This window comes from Glutamicibacter sp. 2E12 (assembly GCF_050030965.1).
Classification (GTDB): Bacteria; Actinomycetota; Actinomycetes; order Actinomycetales; family Micrococcaceae; genus Glutamicibacter.
The window spans coordinates 1,463,496-1,479,869 of the sequence record NZ_CP188297.1 but is presented as its reverse complement, the minus strand read 5'-3'; the positions used below and the strand labels follow the sequence as shown (position 1 = coordinate 1,479,869).

The following is a 16,374-nucleotide window of genomic DNA, read 5'->3' as shown; positions in this document are numbered from 1 at the left end:
AATAGTCCCAGTGACGTACGCTCAAATCATGGGTCTGTTTACTTCCACTCCGTTGCCCGAACCGGTCGGTGATTCCGCACCTCCGGTGGACGAGCATCCATCGCGCATAGCAACAGTTCTGAGCCATTTGCGGCGTTCTGCGGACACGCGGATCACGCATCCGCGACGCTTCCGCCTGCAGCAGCTCAAGGCCCTGGAGAAGATGCTCGAAGAGCATCTGGAAGACTTCGTCCAGGCCCTGGCCGAGGACTTGGGCAAGAGTGCCACCGAAGCCAAATTCTCCGAAATCGACGTGGTGCGGGCAGAAATAGATTTCGCCCAGCGCCACCTCGTTGAATGGATGGATTCCACCAGCGTCAAGGTACCGCTGGCTTTGCAACCAGCCATTGCCAAGGTTGAGCCGCGCCCGCTGGGGGTCGTGCTGATTATCGGCGCCTGGAACTACCCGGTTCAGCTGGTGCTCGCACCGCTGGTCGCGGCCATTGCTGCCGGCAACGCGGCGGTGATCAAGCCATCGGAACTGGCTCCTGCGACCTCAGGCGCCTTGGCCAAGTTCCTCCCGGTCTACCTCGACGAACGTGTCTACGCGGTAGTTGAAGGCGGGGTGGATACATCCACGGAGTTGCTCGGCGCCCGCTGGGATCATATTTTCTACACCGGCGGTGAACGCGTGGCCAAGATCGTGGCTGCAGCGGCTGCGAAGCATCTGACACCAACCACCTTGGAACTGGGCGGAAAGTCGCCGGCCGTGGTGGAAAACGATTCGTTGGCTTCCGCAAAGCGCTTGGCCTACGCCAAATTCATGAATGCCGGCCAGACCTGCGTGGCCCCGGATTACGTATTGAGCGTGGGCGACTCGTCTGAGCTCATCAAGCGCCTGGGCCAGGCCATCACCAGCTTCTACGGCAAGGAGCCGCTGACCCATCCGGACTTTGGCCGCATCGTCAGCCGCAAGCACTTTGACCGGCTGTTGTCGATGTTCGAGCAGGGCGAGGTGGTTTTCGGCGGCGAATACGACGAGGATACCTTGCGCATCGCTCCGAGCATCATGCGCAATGTGGACCTCGAGGGAAGTTTGATGACCGAAGAGATTTTCGGTCCTATCCTGCCGGTGATCGAGGTGGAAACCTTCGAGGAAGCCCTCGAATTCATTGCCCGGCGGCCATCACCGCTGGCCGCTTACCTGATGAGCGAAAGTCCGCGCCTGCAGTCGATTTTCTCTGATCGGGTGCGGGCCGGCTCCATAGTGCACAATGCTCCGTTGGCCCAGATGATCGTTCCAACCCTGCCTTTTGGTGGCGTCGGACCGAGTGGAATGGGGGCTTACCACGGCAAACATGGATTCGAACGGCTTTCGCAGATGCGCTCGGAACTCAACAAAACGACCGTAGTTGACACCTTGAGCGCAATATATCCTCCGTATTCATGGGCTAAGCGAAAGATTATTGATCGCTTACTGTAGCGCGGTTCATAGCGTTATGGCTTGTCAGGGTGCTTGGATGGATAGGTTGGAAATTTTCAAGCATCAGGAGATGTAACGCATGACTGAGCCCGCACCGTCCCAGGACGGTCTGAAGCGTGGCCTCAAAGCTCGCCATATGCAGATGATTGCCATTGGCGGCTCGATTGGTACCGGACTATTCGTCGCGTCCGGCGGCACCATTGCCCAAGCTGGCCCAGGCGGTTCGCTGGTGGCCTACGCGCTGATCGGCATGATGGTGCTGCTCCTGATGCAGTCGTTGGGAGAAATGAGCGCCCGCCTTCCGGTCGCTGGTTCCTTCCAGACCTACGCAACGGTCTTCGTGAACCGCCACTTCGGCTTCGCAATCGGCTGGAACTACTGGTTCAACTGGGCCATCACCGTGGCTGCCGAGCTGGTAGCCGCCGGCATCATCATGTCCTACTGGTTCCCTGATGCCCCGGGGTGGATCTGGGCGGCCATCTTCCTGGTGCTGCTCACCGGCTTGAACGCGCTGTCCGCCAAGGCCTTTGGCGAGGGCGAATACTGGTTGGCCGCGATCAAGGTCATCACCGTGGTGGTCTTCTTGATCTGCGGTGTCGCGATGATCTTCGGCATCCTGGGTGATTCCACCCCGGGCTTCAGCAATTGGACCGATGGCGAAGCGCCATTTGTTGGCGGCTGGCTGTCCATCGTCTCGGTCTTCATGATTGCCGGCTTCTCCTTCCAAGGAACCGAACTGATCGGCCTGGCCGCCGGCGAAGCCGAGAACCCCCAGCGCGATATCCCACGCGCCATCAAGGCGATCTTCTGGCGCATCATGCTCTTCTACATCGGCGCGATCTTCGTCATTGGCATGCTGATCCCGTATATGGATCCATCGCTGCTCTCTTCCGAGGCATCGGATATCACCACCTCGCCATTCACCCTGGTCTTCGAGCGTGCGGGCGTAGCATTCGCCGCGGCCCTGATGAATGCGGTGATCCTCTCGGCCATCCTCTCCGCAGGCAATTCCGGGCTATATGCCTCTGCACGCATGCTTTATTCGATGGCGTTGGACGGCAAGGCGCCAAAGATTTTCGCCCGCTTGAACAAGCGCGGCGTGCCCATGCCGGCAATGCTGCTAACCGCCTCGGTAGGCCTTTTCGGCTTCCTGACCGCCATCATCGGCCAAGGCTCGGCATATACCTGGCTGCTGAACGTTTCGGGCCTCTCCGGCTTCATTGCCTGGGTGGGTATCGCGGTGTGCCACTACAAGTTCCGCAAGGCATACATTGCTAGCGGACAGGATCTCGCGAACCTGCCGTACAAGGCGCCGCTATTCCCGCTGGGCCCGATTCTGGCTTTCGTGATCCTGATCGTGGTGATCGCAGGCCAGAACTACCAGGCGATCGTGGATGGAAACCTGCTGCAGATGGCTTCCAGCTACATTGGCCTGCCAATCTTCCTGCTGCTGTGGCTGGGCCACTGGCTGGCCACCCGCAAGCAGCCAGCCGTGGCCATCGACCCATGGACTGCAAAGCTGAACTAGCCAGCCAGCGCAGCATCAACAATCACCCGAGCTTCAGCCAGCACCTGCTGCAGATGCTCGGGTGATTTTGTTGATTCTGCATAGATCTTGTAGATGTCTTCTGTGCCCGATGGGCGCGCGGCAAACCATGCGTGCTCGCTGGAAACCTTCAAGCCGCCAATGGGGAAGCCGGCCGCTTGCGTGGCCTTGGCGGTAATCGGATCCGATGCCAGTTCGGTAGCGGTGACCATCGATGGGTCCAGCTTGCCCAGTACGGCCTTCTGCTCGCGATTTGCGGGCGCGTCAAAGCGGTCGTAGAAGCTGGGGCCGTGGCGCTCTACCAGTTCGGCATGCAGCTGGCTGGGGCTCTTGCCGGTTACTGCGCGGATCTCGCTGGCCAGCAGGGCCAGCATCAGGCCGTCCTTGTCGGTGCTGAACGCCTTGCCGGAGAAGTCCAAGAAGCTCGCGCCGGCCGATTCCTCGCCGCAAAAAGCGACCCTGCCGGAAGCCAGCGGTTCAACGAAGTACTTGAAGCCCACCGGTACCTCGCGCAGGGTCCGGCCGTGGGAAGCCACCACCTTGTCGATGAGCACCGAGGAGACCAGGGTCTTGCCGATCTGGGCATCAGCCGGCCACTGCGGACGGTGGGTGAGCAGGTAGTCGATGGCCACGGCCAGGAAATGGTTCGGATTCATCAGGCCGGCATCCGGGGTGACAATGCCGTGGCGGTCAGCATCGGCATCGTTGCCGGTCGCGATGTCGTACTTCTCGCGATTGGCCACGAGGGAGGCCATTGCATGGGCGGAGGAGCAATCCATGCGGATCTTCCCGTCCTTGTCCAAGGTCATGAAGCCGAAGCGCGGATCCACGGACTCGTTGACCACTTCGAGGTTCAGGCCGTATCGGCGGCCGATTTCGCCCCAGTAGTGCACCGAAGCCCCGCCCAGCGGATCTGCGCCAATGGAAATGCCGGACTCGGCGATGGCCTTGAAGTCGATGACTTCAGCCAAATTGGCGATGTACAGTTCGCGGAAGTCGAAAGGCCGGGCATTCGGCTCGCCGCGCTTGACCGCTCCGCTGGCCAGCAATTCGTTGGCCCGTGCAGCGATGGGTCCGGTGATTCCGGATTCTGCCGGTCCGCCATGCGGCGGGTTGTACTTGATGCCGCCGTCGGTTGGCGGGTTGTGCGATGGGGTGATGATCAGGCCATCGGCCTGTTCGCCGCCGCTAGCGTTATGTACCAGGATTGCGTGGCTGACCGCTGGAGTGGGAGTCAGTCCGTCATCGGCGAGCACGGTGACGCCGTTGCCTGCCAAGACTTCAAGGGCGGTGCGGTATGCGGGCGCGGAGAGTGCGTGGCTGTCCTTGCCCACGTACATCGGGCCGGTGATCCCCGCACCGTTGCGGTAGTCGACCACGGCCTGGGTGATCGCAGCGATATGCGTTTCATTGAAGGTGGTGTTCAGGGAGCTTCCGCGATGTCCCGAGGTGCCGAAAATGACGGCCTGGTCGGGGTTGCCGCTGGAAGGAACCAGGGTGCTGTAGGCATCGAGTACCTCCTGCAAATTGATCAGGTCTGATTCTTGGGCTGGCTGGCCAGCTCGGAGGTGTGCCACAGATTGCCTTTCAGATTGATGCGCTTATCGCAGTTTCGTAGAAGAATGGTAGGCAAATGAGCTACTACCAGTATCCGCAGAACCCCTACCAACGACCGCCTGAATCCGCCGGCCTCTCGGTGGCTTCCCTGGTGCTTGGCATCTTGTCGTTGCTAGGCTTCACTGTCATTATCCTTGTTCCGCTGGCCGGAGTCATTACCGGGCACCTGGCCTACCGGCGTGAACCCAGCTCCCGGGGCTTGAGCCTGGCCGGGCTAATTACCTCATGGATTGGATTGGCACTAGCCATAGTCATTTATGCGGTAGCCATCTGGTTCTTCTGGGCATTGTCAACCGGGTTCGGCTACGACTCGTATTACGACAACGTGACCTTCTCACAAGGGCTTCTTCGATAATCCCCGGGCATGAAAAAAGCGGTTGGTTCAAATGAACCAACCGCTTTTCGCATGATCGAACGCCTAGAGGATCGGGCCCATCAGCTTCTTCAAGGCCGGGGTAGCTGCCATCATGGCAATACCCAGGACAACAGCGGTGCCGCCCATGGCGATGAAGTACGGGATCTCGTTGCCCTCGGTGTAGTAGCCGGCCAGCACACCCGACAGGGTGGTGCCCAGCGAAACCGACAGGAAGAACAAGGCGATCATCTGGGTGCCGAAGGCGGCTGGAGCCAGCTTGGTGGCAATTGCCTGGCCCACTGGCGAGAGCAGCAGCTCGGCAAAGGTGCACAGCAGCAGGATGCCGACCAGCGCCAGCAGCGGGGTCTTCACGAAGGATTCCAGCGGGATGAACAGCAAGAAGGCCGCACCCACAACCACCAGTGCCAGGCCGAACTTCATTGATGTGCGTGGCTGGCGCTTGCCCAGTTTGGTCCACAATGCGGCGAAGATACCGGCGAAGATGATGATGAAGACCGGGTTGATCGAGGTAACCCAGCTCGGTGGCATTTCCCAGCTGCCCAGGTGGCGGTCCAGGCGCTGATCCGAGTAAGCGGCAATGAAGGTGAACTGCTGCTGGAACAGGGCCCAGAAGGCAGCCGAACCGATGTAGAACGGAATGAATGCCCAGACTTGCTTGCGCTCGGTGGCGTCAACCTTCTTGCTGCGCAGGATCAACGCGAAGTAGATGATCGAAGCGGCGATCACCACGTAGGCGATGGTGCTTGCCAAATTCTCCGGAGTCACGATCTTGGATGCGAAAGCGGCAATGATCAGAACGATCACGGCAGCGAAGATGACCACATAGCGGTTGCGCTCAGAGGCAGGCAGCGGGTTGCTTGGGATGCGGCCGGAGTCCGGCAGCTTCTTGCGTCCAAGGGCATAGATCCCCAGGCCGATAGCCATGCCGACCGCGGCAGCGGCGAAGCCGATGTGGAAGCCGTACTGGACCTGCAGCCAACCGGTGAGCAGTGGGCCGAGCAGCCCGCCGATGTTCACGCCCATGTAGAACAGGGAGAAGCCGGCATCGATGCGCGGATCTTCCTTGGAGTACAGGGAGCCCACCAGGGCTACAGCGTTGGCCTTCAGGCCGCCGGAACCGACGGCAACGAAGATCAGGCCGATAACCAGTCCGGCATAGCCGGGCAGGAGCGCCAGGCCAATATGGCCGATCATGATCGCGATAGCCGAGAAGAACAGGACGCGTTCCGAGCCGAACAGGCGGTCGGAGAGCCACGCGCCCAGGATGGTGGACAGGTAGACAGCGCCGCCGTAGGCGCCGACCAGCGACAGAGCCAGACCCTGGTCCATGCCCAGGCCGCCGTCGGTGACCGAGTAGTACATGTAGTAAGCCAGCAAGCCCTGCATGCCGTAGAAGGAGAATCGTTCCCACATTTCCACGCTGAAGAGGCTTGCGAGCGCACCGGGGTGACCGAAGAAGGTCTTTCCGGAAGCTTTGGTGCTCGTTGTTGCAGTAGACATACGTAATATTTTTCGCCCTTGCCCACCCGAGTACCTACTTATATGGGAAAGGTCACACCTGTATCTGGGCTGCCAGCGCGAGCAGCAGTCCTTCGTCCGAGCGCGGGGAAATCAGCTGAATACTCATTGGTAACCCCTCGTTGGAGTGGCCTACCGGAACGGTGATGGCCGCTACTGAGGCGACGTTCACCATGGAAGTGTAGGGGGTGTACTGGCACTGCAACATATAATCCACATCGGCTGTGGATTGTGTATAGTGCCCGATCTTCGGCGGGATCGAGGCCATGGCAGGGGTGGCCACGACATCGTAGGCGGACCATTGGCGCACGAAGTCGGCCGCAATCTGCTTCAACCTCGAACCTGCCTGCAGGCTCTGTTCCAGCGAGCGGTCGGCGGCACGTCGGCGGAAATCCCTTGCCAAATCGCCGAGCAGCGAATCATCCGCGACCGGAACGTCCTTCAGCCCATTGGTCCACACCGCCGCGAAGGTTTCCGGATAGTCCGTGGCGTAGTGCAGGTTGGCCGGCTGGACGCGATGCCGTTCTCCAAGGCGTTCAAGGCCCTGGGCAAATGAAGCCCGGGCTTCTTGCGCCAGGGTAATTTCATAGACCGGTTCAAACGGGGAATGGATGCTGTACCCAATCTTCAGCCCGTCCAGGCGCTGGGGGTAGCTTCCCTGCAGCAACGGCAGATAGTGGTCCTTGCCGCGCATGGCGTCAAGCAGCAAAGCCGCATCCAAGGCATCATGGGCCAACGGTCCGCTAACCGCTAGCTTCGGTGCGCCCATGGGATCGGTGTAGCCATCAAGGATGTCGCTGGGAACGCGGCCCAAAGAAGGCTTCAGGCCTACCAGCCCGCAGGCGGCCGCGGGGATGCGAACCGAACCGCCGCCATCAGAGCCCGGACCCAGCGGAATCATGCCGGCGGCAATCGCCGCGGCCTGCCCGCCAGAGGAACCGCCCGACGAGCGCGTGGGATCAAAGGGATTGCGTGATGGGGGCGCCACGAGGTTCTCTGAATAGCTGCTCAGCCCGAATTCCGGAACCTGCGTCTTGCCCAGGACCACCACGCCCTCGGCGCGCAGCCTGGCCACCAAGGAGTGATCACGTTCAGCGACCATCGCAGGCATCGCCGCAGTGCCATAGGTGGTAGGCATCCCGGCCACGTCATTGAGGTCCTTGAACGCGGTGGGGAGCCCATGCAGGCGGCCAATGTCGCCACGGGCATGCGCCTGGTCCGCCGCTGCCGCGGCCTCCATCGCATTTTCTGCCACGTGGACGAAAGCACCTAGGTCCGCCTGCTCTTCGATGCGCTTGAGGTAGTGCTCGGTGACCTCGCGGCTTGAACGCTCGCCGCGGGCCAGCTCGTCTCGCAATTTCAGGGCGCTTGAGGGAAACATGTCGGCTTTCGACGCAGGAAATGACTAGTCTTATAAGCAAACACCCTATGTGAGAGGAATGCTAGCCGTGAGCGATTTTGAGACTGTTTCGGTCAATGATGTCCCGAAGGATGCCTTCATCCTTGACGTGCGCGAAGACTTCGAATGGGAAGCCGGCCGTGCTGCCGGAGCAACCCATATTCCCCTTGGCTCCTTGCCAGAGAAGATTTCCGAGCTTGACCCGGATGTAGACACCTACGTCATCTGCCGTACCGGTGGCCGTTCGGCCCAGGCCGCATCGTGGCTCACCGTGATGGGCTACACCGCCTTCAACGTCGCCGGCGGTTCCGATGCGTGGATCGAAGCGGGCTTGCCAATGGAAGCGGATAACGGCCAGGAGCCAACCGTACGATGAACTATGCCTATCTGGGACCTGCTGGCACTTTCACCGAGTCGGCCCTGCTGCAGGTTCCCGGGGCTGCCGAGGCGCAGCGGATCGCGGCCTCCAACGTCAACGTGGCGCTGACCATGGTGCGCGAGGGGACCGCGGACGCGGCGATGGTCCCGATCGAGAACTCGGTAGAAGGCGGCGTTTCGGCCACCTTGGACGCCATTGCGCAGGGCGAAGCCCTGCAGATTGTTTCCGAAATCCTGGTTCCGATCACTTTCGTGCTGGCGGTACGCCCCGGCATCGACTCGCTGGAGCAGATAAGGCAGATCTCCACCCACGGGCATGCCTGGGCGCAGTGCCGCTTATGGGCCGAAGCGAATATTCCCGGGGCCGCATTCACCCCGGCTTCTTCCACGGCAGCCGGCGCCCTGGCTCTCGAAGAGGACGAACCGCCGCATGATGCGGCGATCTGCTCTCCGCTGGTAGCCCAGGAGCGCGGCCTGAAGGTGCTGGCCAGCGGGGTCGAGGACAATATCGGCGCGGTGACCCGCTTCATCCTCGTGACTCGTCCGGGAAGGATTCCGCAGCCTACCGGCGTGGACAAGTCAACGCTGATCCTGCCGCTGCCCGAGGACCGTCCCGGTGCGCTGATGGAAATTCTTGAGCAATTCACCGCCCGCGGCGTGAACCTCTCGCGCATCGAATCGCGTCCTACAGGCAAGAGCCTGGGCGAGTACTTCTTCTCCGTCGATATCGAAGGCCACGTGGCCGAGGAACGCGTTGCCGCCGCCTTGTCGGGGCTGCACCGGCTGTCCCCGCACCTGCGCTTCCTCGGTTCCTACCCAGCCGCCCAAGGCCTGGAGCCGGCCGTGGATACCCATAATTCAGATGCGGCATTCAGTGAAGCCCGTGCCTGGGTGCAGTCGCTGCGCGACCGGCTTTAAGCAGGCAGCGCGAAGGCCCGGCCTAGCTCCCCGCAAGGGGAAATCGGCCGGGCCTTCGGCATGCGCTACGGGGTGCGCAGGCGCAGGGCGCTCGGGTTCACGGACACCTGCAGTTCGTTGACCTGGCCGGTGGGGTCCCCGTCGATCTGGGTATTCATCGGCTCATCGCAACGCAGCGATACGCCAGAGGTCTGGTAGAAGCTCATCACCGGAATCTTGTTCTTGGCGCGGAATGCGGTCTTGAGCAGGATCCAGGTCCAGCCGGCGGCCGAGCGGGGAGAAAGGATCACTGCGTCGAGCACGCCGTCGTCGATCTTGGCGTCGGGCACGAAATCCAGGCCCTGCAGCTTTCCGCAGTTGGCGAAGAGCACCGAACGGACCTTGCGGGTCTGCCAGCTCTCGTCGCCCGAGAGCTTGAAGCTGACCTTCTTGCGCTGGCCCGGCAACTGGCGCAGGCCGGCTTCCGAGTAGGCCAGCCAGCCAACCTTGGATTTCAGCTCTTCGTTGGTGTCGTCAAACAGGTCGGCGTCGGTGCCCACGCCGGCGATGACCAGGAAAGCATGATCCGCCTCCTTGCCGTCCAGCAGCTGCAGCTTCATGTGCCCGACGTCGATCCGGCGAACCATCCCGCGCACTGCCACCAGCGCCGCGGTGTGCAGGTCATCGAGCGGAATATCCACGTTGCGGGCCAGCAGGTTGCCAGTGCCCAGCGGCAGGATTCCCAGGGATGCGCCGGTGCCTTCGAGCACTTCCGCGACGGCGCGGATGGTTCCGTCGCCACCTGCGGCAATAATTGTGTCGCATTGCGCATCGAGTGCTTCACGGGCTGCATCCTGGCCGGCGTTGTCCTTGGTCGTTTCAAGGACCAGCGGTGCTTCCAGGCCCGCTTCAGCGCAGACGCGGACCACGGCTTCCCTTGCTTCGTCAGCACCTGACTTGGAAGGATTGATGACCAGGGCCACCTTGGTAGCCGCTGCCTGTTCAGCCGCTTCGGGCTGCTTGATCAGCGGTTTGCTGTAGTTCGAAAGCTTGCGCACCGAATACCAACTGGTCGCCGCGGCGGCAGCTGCAGCAGCCACGGCAGAGAAAACGATCACACGATTTGTCTGCATAATGCTCTCATCGTACTCATGATTGCTACCCTTAACATGTGATCGACCTGAAAATGCTCACCGAAAATCCGGATTTGTACCGTGCCTCGCAACGCGCGCGCGGTGCCGACGAGTCGTTAATTGACCAGCTGCTGGCAGCTGACACGGCACGTCGTGAAACCATCGCCACCTACGAGCGCCTGCGTGCCGAGCAGAATGCGTTCTCCAAGAAGGTCGGCAAGGCCAAGGGCGACGAGCGCGCCGCCCTGCTTGCCGAGGTCAAGGAGCTCGCTGCCGCGGTGAAGTCCGCCCAGGCCGAGTCCGACGCGGCCTCCGCCAAGTGCACCGCACTGCAGCGTTCCATCCCCAACCTGATCATCGACGGCATCCCGGCCGGCGGCGAGGATGACTTCACCGTCGTCAAGCACGTGGGCACCGCCCGCGACTTCAAGGCCGAGGGCTTCGAGCCGCTGGACCACCTGCAGATCGCCGAGAAGCTGGACGCCATCGACATGGAACGCGGCGCCAAGGTTTCCGGCTCGCGCTTCTACTTCCTCAAGGGCATCGGCGCCCGGCTGGAAATCGCGATGATGAACATGGCCCTGGATGTGGCCATGGCGCACGACTTCATCCCGATGATCACCCCGACCCTGGTCCGCCCCGAAACCATGCAGGGCACCGGCTTCGATGTCGAGCACGACGACGAGATCTACAAGCTCGAGCGCGACAACATGTACCTGGTCGGCACCTCGGAGGTGGCCCTGGCCGGCTACCACGCGGACGAGATCATGGATCTGGCCGACGGCCCGATCCGCTACGCCGGCTGGTCCTCCTGCTACCGCCGCGAGGCTGGTTCGGCTGGCAAGGACACCCGCGGCATCATCCGCGTGCACCAGTTCAACAAGCTGGAGATGTTCGTCTACGCCAGCGTCGAGGACGCCGAAGCAGAGCACCAGAAGCTGCTGGCCATGGAAGAGGACATGCTCGGGCGCATGGAACTTCCCTACCGCGTGATCGACACCGCCGCCGGGGATTTGGGCATGAGCGCCGCGCGCAAGTTCGACTGCGAAGCCTGGGTTCCTACCCAGGGCACCTTCCGCGAACTGACCTCGACCTCGAACTGCACCACCTTCCAGGCCCGCCGCCTGAATATCCGCGAACGCGAGATTATCGACGGCAAGGCCGGCAAGACCCGTTCGGTGGCGACGCTGAACGGCACCCTGGCGACCACCCGCTGGCTCGTGGCGATTCTGGAAAACCACCAGAACCCGGACGGTTCGGTCAACGTGCCCAAGGCGCTGCAGCCTTACCTTGGCGGACTCGAAGTACTCAAGTAGCCAATGACCGGCCATTTGCCGGCTGCCCCTCGCGGGCAGCCGGCAAATGCTTTTAACCGGTTGTTCACTTGGCGCTGTGCCTTGGGTCATCGCCAAAAACCCGCGGTGGTGGTTAACTTGAGCCATGACTGTTATGACTAAGCTCGGCAACGATGACCGGCTGACCAAGCAAAAATTGATGATTTGCCTTGACGTGGATGGCACCATCGTCAACCACCAGGGGGAAATGAGCCAGCGCGTGCGCGATGCCGCGCGGGCTGTAGTGGCCCAGGGCCATGAGGTAATCATCTCCACCGGCCGCTCCTTGGGTGCGGCCCTGCCCATCATGGCGGAACTGGGCATCGACCATGGCTATGTCGTGGTCAGCAACGGCGGCGTGCTCGCAAAGGTGTGCCAGGATGAAGTCGAGATCCTGCACCGCGAGATCTTCGACCCGTCGACAGCGCTCAAGGCGCTGCGCGACCAGCTTCCCAAAGCCAAGTACGCCTTGGAAAACGAGCGCGGCGAATTCCTTTCCAGCGAAACCTTCGGCGACATGAGCTTTGGCGCCGAGAGCAAGGTCGTTGATTTCGGCGAGCTGGTCAACAGCAAGGCCGTGCGCGTGGTGGTTTTCTCCACCGACAACACCGCCGAGGAATTCGGGCATGCCGTGCAGAGCCTGGGGCTCTCCGGGGTGACCTACTCGGTGGGCTGGACCGCTTGGCTGGATATTGCCGCCGAGGGTACCACCAAGGCCAGCGGCCTGGAGCGGCTGCGGGCGATCCTGAAGTTCGATTCGAAGGACTCGCTGGCAGTAGGCGATGGCCGCAATGACGTCGAAATGCTGCAGTGGGCCGGACATGGCGTGGCCATGGGCCAAGCGCCGGATGAGGTCAAGGCAGCGGCCGACGCCGTGACTGAAGGCGTTGACCAGGATGGCCTGGCCATCGTCCTGGAAGGGCTGCTGGGCAGCTAGCACCAGGGTCTAGAGCTGGTCGGTGTATTCCAGCAGCCGGGCGATCGCTGCCCGCGCGCCCAGCTCGTCGTTGTAGCCCGAACGCACGATCGCCGCAGATACTGCCTGGGGAGTGATTCCCAGGATCCCGGCGACCGCTTTTTGCTGCCCGCGCACACCGGGAGTCAACAGGTCAACGACGGACCATTCGGCCTCGGTGCGGGTGCGGATCCACTGTCCGAGCATGCGCAGCAGGCCCTCGAGCTCGCCGTCCATCTCGTCATTGCCCGAGGAAACGCAGATCGGGACCCTTTCGCCGCGGTGGCTGGCCGCCTCCAGCGCGCCGAGCGCGCGCCGCGCCGCCCTGCCCTCGACCAGGTCGGCCTCTGCGGGCACCGGCTCGTACAGGCTGCCGATGCCCAGCCCGATATTGCAGAAGTTCAGCCGTGCCACGCGCAGCAGCGCGTCGACGGCGGCATCGGGGTCACTGGGCACTCCGAGCAGCAGCTGCCCGCTGAGCGCGGTGAACGGCGCGTGGGTGTCGACTTGTTCCAGCTGGTGCCAGAGCTGCTCGCTGGCGGCGGCAACATCGGTGACCGAGCGGGGCCGGGGGCTGAGCGCAACGACAAACATGATTCAAGTATTGCGTGTGCAACCGGGTTTGTCGTGCACTGTGCGGCACTTGGCGGCTAACGGTGCTGCTCCAGCCTGATGCTGGTCCGCCGGCTGGCGGGATCAGGAGGAACTAGGACAGGGTGCTGCTGGGCGCGCCCTGCTGGGCGGGCAGCGCAACGGTCGTGTACTTGAAGAAGAACTGCGTAGCGGGGCCAATCAGCAGCGCATAAGCCACCGTGCCCACGCCCACCGGACCGCCGAGCAACCAGCCGATCCCCAGCACGCACACCTCGATAATGGTGCGCAGCAGGCGGATCGATTTGCCGGTGCGCAAATGCAGCCCGGTCATCAGGCCGTCGCGCGGGCCGGGGCCGAAATGGCAGCCGATGTACAGGGCGCCGCCAAGGCCATTGACGGCGATGGCGCCAACCAGGGTCAGGATCTGCCAGCCCAACCCGTGGACATCAGGGATGAGCCAGAGAAAGAAGTCCAGGCCAAGCCCGATGAGCAGCACATTGGCGACGGTGCCCAATCCTGGCCACTGCTTGAGCGGAATCCAGGCCAGCAGCACCACGACGCCGACGATGATCACTATCGTTCCCAGCGACAGCGGAATGTAGTTGGCCAGGCCCAGGTGAAGCACATCCCACGGATCCACGCCGAGCTGGGCGCGGATCAGCAGTGCCATGGCCAGCGCAAAAAGCATGAGGCCGATGAACAGATTTGCAAGACGCAGGGGGAGCTTTCCGGCACGCAGCTGATCGAGCGGAGTGAGATTATGCAGGGTCATGATGCTTCAAGGCTAGCCCTGCGCTGAACCCCGGCAGTAATCCCGCAAGTATCAGATGGTCACATTCCTAGTCCCAGTCCAGCCATGGTGCAGCGAGCCCCGAGACAACCAGGGCGAAAGCTCCGATGAAAAGAAAGCCGATGGCAAGCGAAAAAAGAACCATCCAGCGGGTGGGACTGCTATTCATTATCGGATCCAGGCTTTCGTTTCATCATGATCCCGGTCAAGCGGGCCACCGAGTAGACGGCGCCAAACAGGGGAATAGGCATGGCTAGGGCCAGCGGTATGGCGGTGCGCACACAGCGTTCGCGGAGGAACTGCACCAGCACAAAGAGCGTGCCCAGCGCCCACAGCACCAGAATGCCAACTTCCAGGCCGTCCAGTGCCATTACCGCTTCCATGAAAGCAGTCTATCCACCGGGGGCGAGGCTTCCCAGTATCGCAATGCCCAGGGCCGACGATAGCTGGCTCAGGTCCCCGGGCCGAGGTTGGCTGGCCGATGCGTCGGTTTCAGCACCAACCGTGGCTTGAACCCCTGGCGGGCGCAGTGCGGGAACATGGATGAACAATGCCGGGACCGGTTGGGAATACGCCAAATACGCAATGTGGTTGCACACGAAACGCCCGGCATCCTCGGAGACCCTTGCCTCATAGCCTGCGGCGAGCAGGGCGCGGACGGCCGCTGCTGGATCAAGTGTGGCATCCAAGCGTCCCGGCGCATTCGCCTTGATGGCCGCTGACCGTGGCTGGGCGCCATCATTGTCGGGGATGCGGGCATCATCTTCGTTAAAAGCCCATCGCTCCGGCGTGATTGCATTCCGGCCGCCGGCTTCGCCGACGCAAATCAGCGCATCGGGCTGGTGCTTCGCCAAGAGCGATTCGAGTGCTTTGCCGGAGGCCGCGAAGGACACCGGAAGCATGGCGGTGAGGACCTGATGCTCGCCCAGCTGCCTGGGAAGGCTGGAAACGGCTTCCTGGCTGGCATTGAATTCGTCGTTGCCGAACGGCTCGAAACCGGTGACCAAAATATGCATGGACCCATTATGGACCCAAACTGTCGGTGTCCGCTGATAGGACTGAGGCAATGGTCCGCTCGACAGTTCTTGGTTAGGTGCTCATGGTAATCGCGGTTTTTGTACTCGTCATCCTGAATATTCTGGCAACGGCATGTATTGCCTTGCTGCTGGTGCGCAGGACATCCGGCTCTGATGGCACCCAGATCCAGGACTCGGTGCGTGCTGCTAATGCGGAGCTCCGGCAGGAACTGGGGACCCAGCGCACCGAACTGCGCCAGGGGATGGGCGAAGTGCGTACCGAGATCGACGCCAAGCTGACCGCGATGGCAGAAGCCAATGCGAACCGCCATCTGCAGGTCCAGGGGCTGCTCCAGCAGGAAATGGAGAAACTGCGCTCGGGCAATGAAGCCAAACTCGAGAAGATGCGCGAGACGGTGGACGAGAAGCTCCAGGGGACCTTGGAGAAGCGGCTGGGCGAATCCTTTGAACTGGTCAGCAAGCGGCTGGAAATGGTGCAGAAGGGGCTGGGGGAAATGCAGAGCCTGGCCCAGGATGTCGGCGGGCTGAAACGCGTGCTCACCAACGTGAAGAGCCGTGGTTCATGGGGCGAAGTGCAGCTTTCGCGCCAGCTGGAAGACATCCTCACCGCAGAGCAGTACGAGCAGAACGTGGCGGTCGTGCCCGGCAGCCGCGAGGTCGTGGAGTTCGCGGTGATCCTGCCCGGGCGGGATGCCGGAACGATCTATCTGCCAATCGACTCCAAGCTGCCGCAAGAGGACTACCAGCGCCTGCTCGATGCCCAGGAGCACGGCGACAAGGCCGTCATCGCCGCTGCGGGCAAGGCGCTGGACCGGGCGATCCTTGAGCAGGCCAAGCTGATCTCCAGCAAGTACATCGCCCCGCCGTACAGCACCGACTTCGCCATCATGTACCTGCCCACCGAGGGGCTGTTCGCCGAGGTTGTGCGCAGCCCGGGGCTGGCCAGCAAGCTGCAGGCCGAGCACCGGGTGCTGGTCACGGGGCCGACCACCCTGATGAGCCTGCTGAACTCCTTGCAAATGGGTTTCCGGACACTGGCCATTGAGAAGCGCAGCAGCGAGGTATGGCAGGTGCTCTCGGCGGCCAAGGAAGAGTTCCGCAAGTACGGAGATGTCTGGGACAAGCTGGGCAAGCAGCTGGCCACAGCGCAGAACACGGTGCGCGATGCCGGTACCCGGACCCGTGCGGTGGAGCGGAAACTCAAGGACGTGCAGACCCTGGAAGTTTCCGCGCAGGAAGATGTGCTCAGCGGAATGCTGCCTGAAGCCTAGCGCCGGGCAGGTCCGGGTCTCCGGCAGTGAACCGGCAGCAAAAGCAATGGCGGCGACCCCCGATTCG

Annotated in this window: 16 protein-coding genes; 8 read left to right on the top strand and 8 right to left on the bottom strand. The window is 62.2% G+C overall.

Annotated elements, in window-relative coordinates; translation table 11 throughout:
* The first annotated feature begins 28 nt into the window (after window positions 1-28).
* Window positions 29-1,462 carry an aldehyde dehydrogenase family protein gene (locus tag ACP3TE_RS06910; RefSeq protein WP_402741385.1) on the top strand — a complete coding sequence of 478 codons (1,434 nt, stop codon included), beginning with the start codon at window positions 29-31 and terminating at the stop codon, window positions 1,460-1,462.
* 79 nt (window positions 1,463-1,541) lie between these two features.
* Window positions 1,542-2,990: an amino acid permease gene (locus ACP3TE_RS06905; protein WP_426735842.1), complete on the top strand. Its 1,449-nt coding sequence runs from the start codon at window positions 1,542-1,544 to the stop codon at window positions 2,988-2,990.
* Here ACP3TE_RS06905 and pgm read toward each other — a convergent pair.
* A complete protein-coding gene (pgm, locus tag ACP3TE_RS06900; RefSeq protein ID WP_332728476.1) occupies window positions 2,987-4,585 on the bottom strand; it encodes a phosphoglucomutase (alpha-D-glucose-1,6-bisphosphate-dependent) in 1,599 nt (532 codons plus the stop codon). The genes ACP3TE_RS06905 and pgm overlap by 4 nt on opposite strands.
* Before the next feature lie 56 nt (window positions 4,586-4,641).
* Here pgm and ACP3TE_RS06895 point away from each other — a divergent pair, with 56 nt between their 5' ends.
* Complete coding sequence (locus ACP3TE_RS06895; protein ID WP_105658645.1) at window positions 4,642-4,980, top strand: DUF4190 domain-containing protein; 339 nt, start codon at window positions 4,642-4,644, stop codon at window positions 4,978-4,980.
* Window positions 4,981-5,043: 63 nt separating this feature from the next.
* Here ACP3TE_RS06895 and ACP3TE_RS06890 read toward each other — a convergent pair whose 3' ends face one another.
* On the bottom strand, window positions 5,044-6,501 hold the full coding sequence (locus tag ACP3TE_RS06890) for a peptide MFS transporter (protein ID WP_105658644.1): 1,458 nt from the start codon (window positions 6,499-6,501) through the stop codon (window positions 5,044-5,046).
* 52 nt (window positions 6,502-6,553) lie between these two features.
* The gene (locus ACP3TE_RS06885) at window positions 6,554-7,900 is read right to left on the bottom strand and encodes an amidase (protein ID WP_332498965.1); all 1,347 of its coding nucleotides are present in this window, start codon (window positions 7,898-7,900) and stop codon (window positions 6,554-6,556) included.
* 67 nt (window positions 7,901-7,967) lie between these two features.
* Here ACP3TE_RS06885 and ACP3TE_RS06880 point away from each other — a divergent pair, with 67 nt between their 5' ends.
* Window positions 7,968-8,294, top strand: a complete 327-nt coding sequence (locus tag ACP3TE_RS06880) for a rhodanese-like domain-containing protein (protein ID WP_105658642.1) — start codon at window positions 7,968-7,970, stop codon at window positions 8,292-8,294.
* Window positions 8,291-9,214, top strand: a complete 924-nt coding sequence (gene pheA, locus ACP3TE_RS06875) for a prephenate dehydratase (RefSeq protein WP_105658641.1) — start codon at window positions 8,291-8,293, stop codon at window positions 9,212-9,214. The genes ACP3TE_RS06880 and pheA overlap by 4 nt, the downstream gene beginning before the upstream one ends.
* Before the next feature lie 65 nt (window positions 9,215-9,279).
* Here the strand turns inward: pheA and ACP3TE_RS06870 are convergent, their stop codons facing one another.
* Complete coding sequence (locus ACP3TE_RS06870; protein WP_105658640.1) at window positions 9,280-10,326, bottom strand: diacylglycerol/lipid kinase family protein; 1,047 nt, start codon at window positions 10,324-10,326, stop codon at window positions 9,280-9,282.
* A 38-nt stretch (window positions 10,327-10,364) separates the two neighbouring features.
* Between ACP3TE_RS06870 and serS the strand changes: the two genes are divergently transcribed.
* Together serS and ACP3TE_RS06860 are read left to right on the top strand one after the other, a co-directional pair.
* A complete protein-coding gene (gene serS / locus ACP3TE_RS06865) occupies window positions 10,365-11,642 on the top strand; it encodes a serine--tRNA ligase (RefSeq protein WP_105658639.1) in 1,278 nt (425 codons plus the stop codon).
* Between the two features lie 124 nt (window positions 11,643-11,766).
* Window positions 11,767-12,597, top strand: coding sequence for an HAD family hydrolase (locus ACP3TE_RS06860; RefSeq protein WP_105662175.1), 831 nt, complete (start codon window positions 11,767-11,769; stop codon window positions 12,595-12,597).
* A gap of 9 nt (window positions 12,598-12,606) precedes the next feature.
* On the opposite strand, the gene ACP3TE_RS06855 is transcribed toward ACP3TE_RS06860, so the two are convergent.
* The 4 genes from ACP3TE_RS06855 to ACP3TE_RS06840 all read right to left on the bottom strand — a co-directional run bounded on the left by ACP3TE_RS06855 (window position 12,607) and on the right by ACP3TE_RS06840 (window position 15,015).
* Complete coding sequence (locus ACP3TE_RS06855) at window positions 12,607-13,209, bottom strand: hypothetical protein (protein WP_105658637.1); 603 nt, start codon at window positions 13,207-13,209, stop codon at window positions 12,607-12,609.
* Between the two features lie 112 nt (window positions 13,210-13,321).
* Window positions 13,322-13,981 carry a YczE/YyaS/YitT family protein gene (locus ACP3TE_RS06850; RefSeq protein ID WP_105658636.1) on the bottom strand — a complete coding sequence of 220 codons (660 nt, stop codon included), beginning with the start codon at window positions 13,979-13,981 and terminating at the stop codon, window positions 13,322-13,324.
* 179 nt (window positions 13,982-14,160) lie between these two features.
* Window positions 14,161-14,382 carry a hypothetical protein gene (locus tag ACP3TE_RS06845; RefSeq protein WP_133833724.1) on the bottom strand — a complete coding sequence of 74 codons (222 nt, stop codon included), beginning with the start codon at window positions 14,380-14,382 and terminating at the stop codon, window positions 14,161-14,163.
* A gap of 9 nt (window positions 14,383-14,391) precedes the next feature.
* Window positions 14,392-15,015, bottom strand: coding sequence for a pyroglutamyl-peptidase I (locus ACP3TE_RS06840; RefSeq protein ID WP_332487018.1), 624 nt, complete (start codon window positions 15,013-15,015; stop codon window positions 14,392-14,394).
* 83 nt (window positions 15,016-15,098) lie between these two features.
* Between ACP3TE_RS06840 and ACP3TE_RS06835 the strand changes: the two genes are divergently transcribed.
* Window positions 15,099-16,307, top strand: coding sequence for a DNA recombination protein RmuC (locus ACP3TE_RS06835; protein ID WP_426735836.1), 1,209 nt, complete (start codon window positions 15,099-15,101; stop codon window positions 16,305-16,307).
* Window positions 16,308-16,374 lie beyond the last annotated feature (67 nt).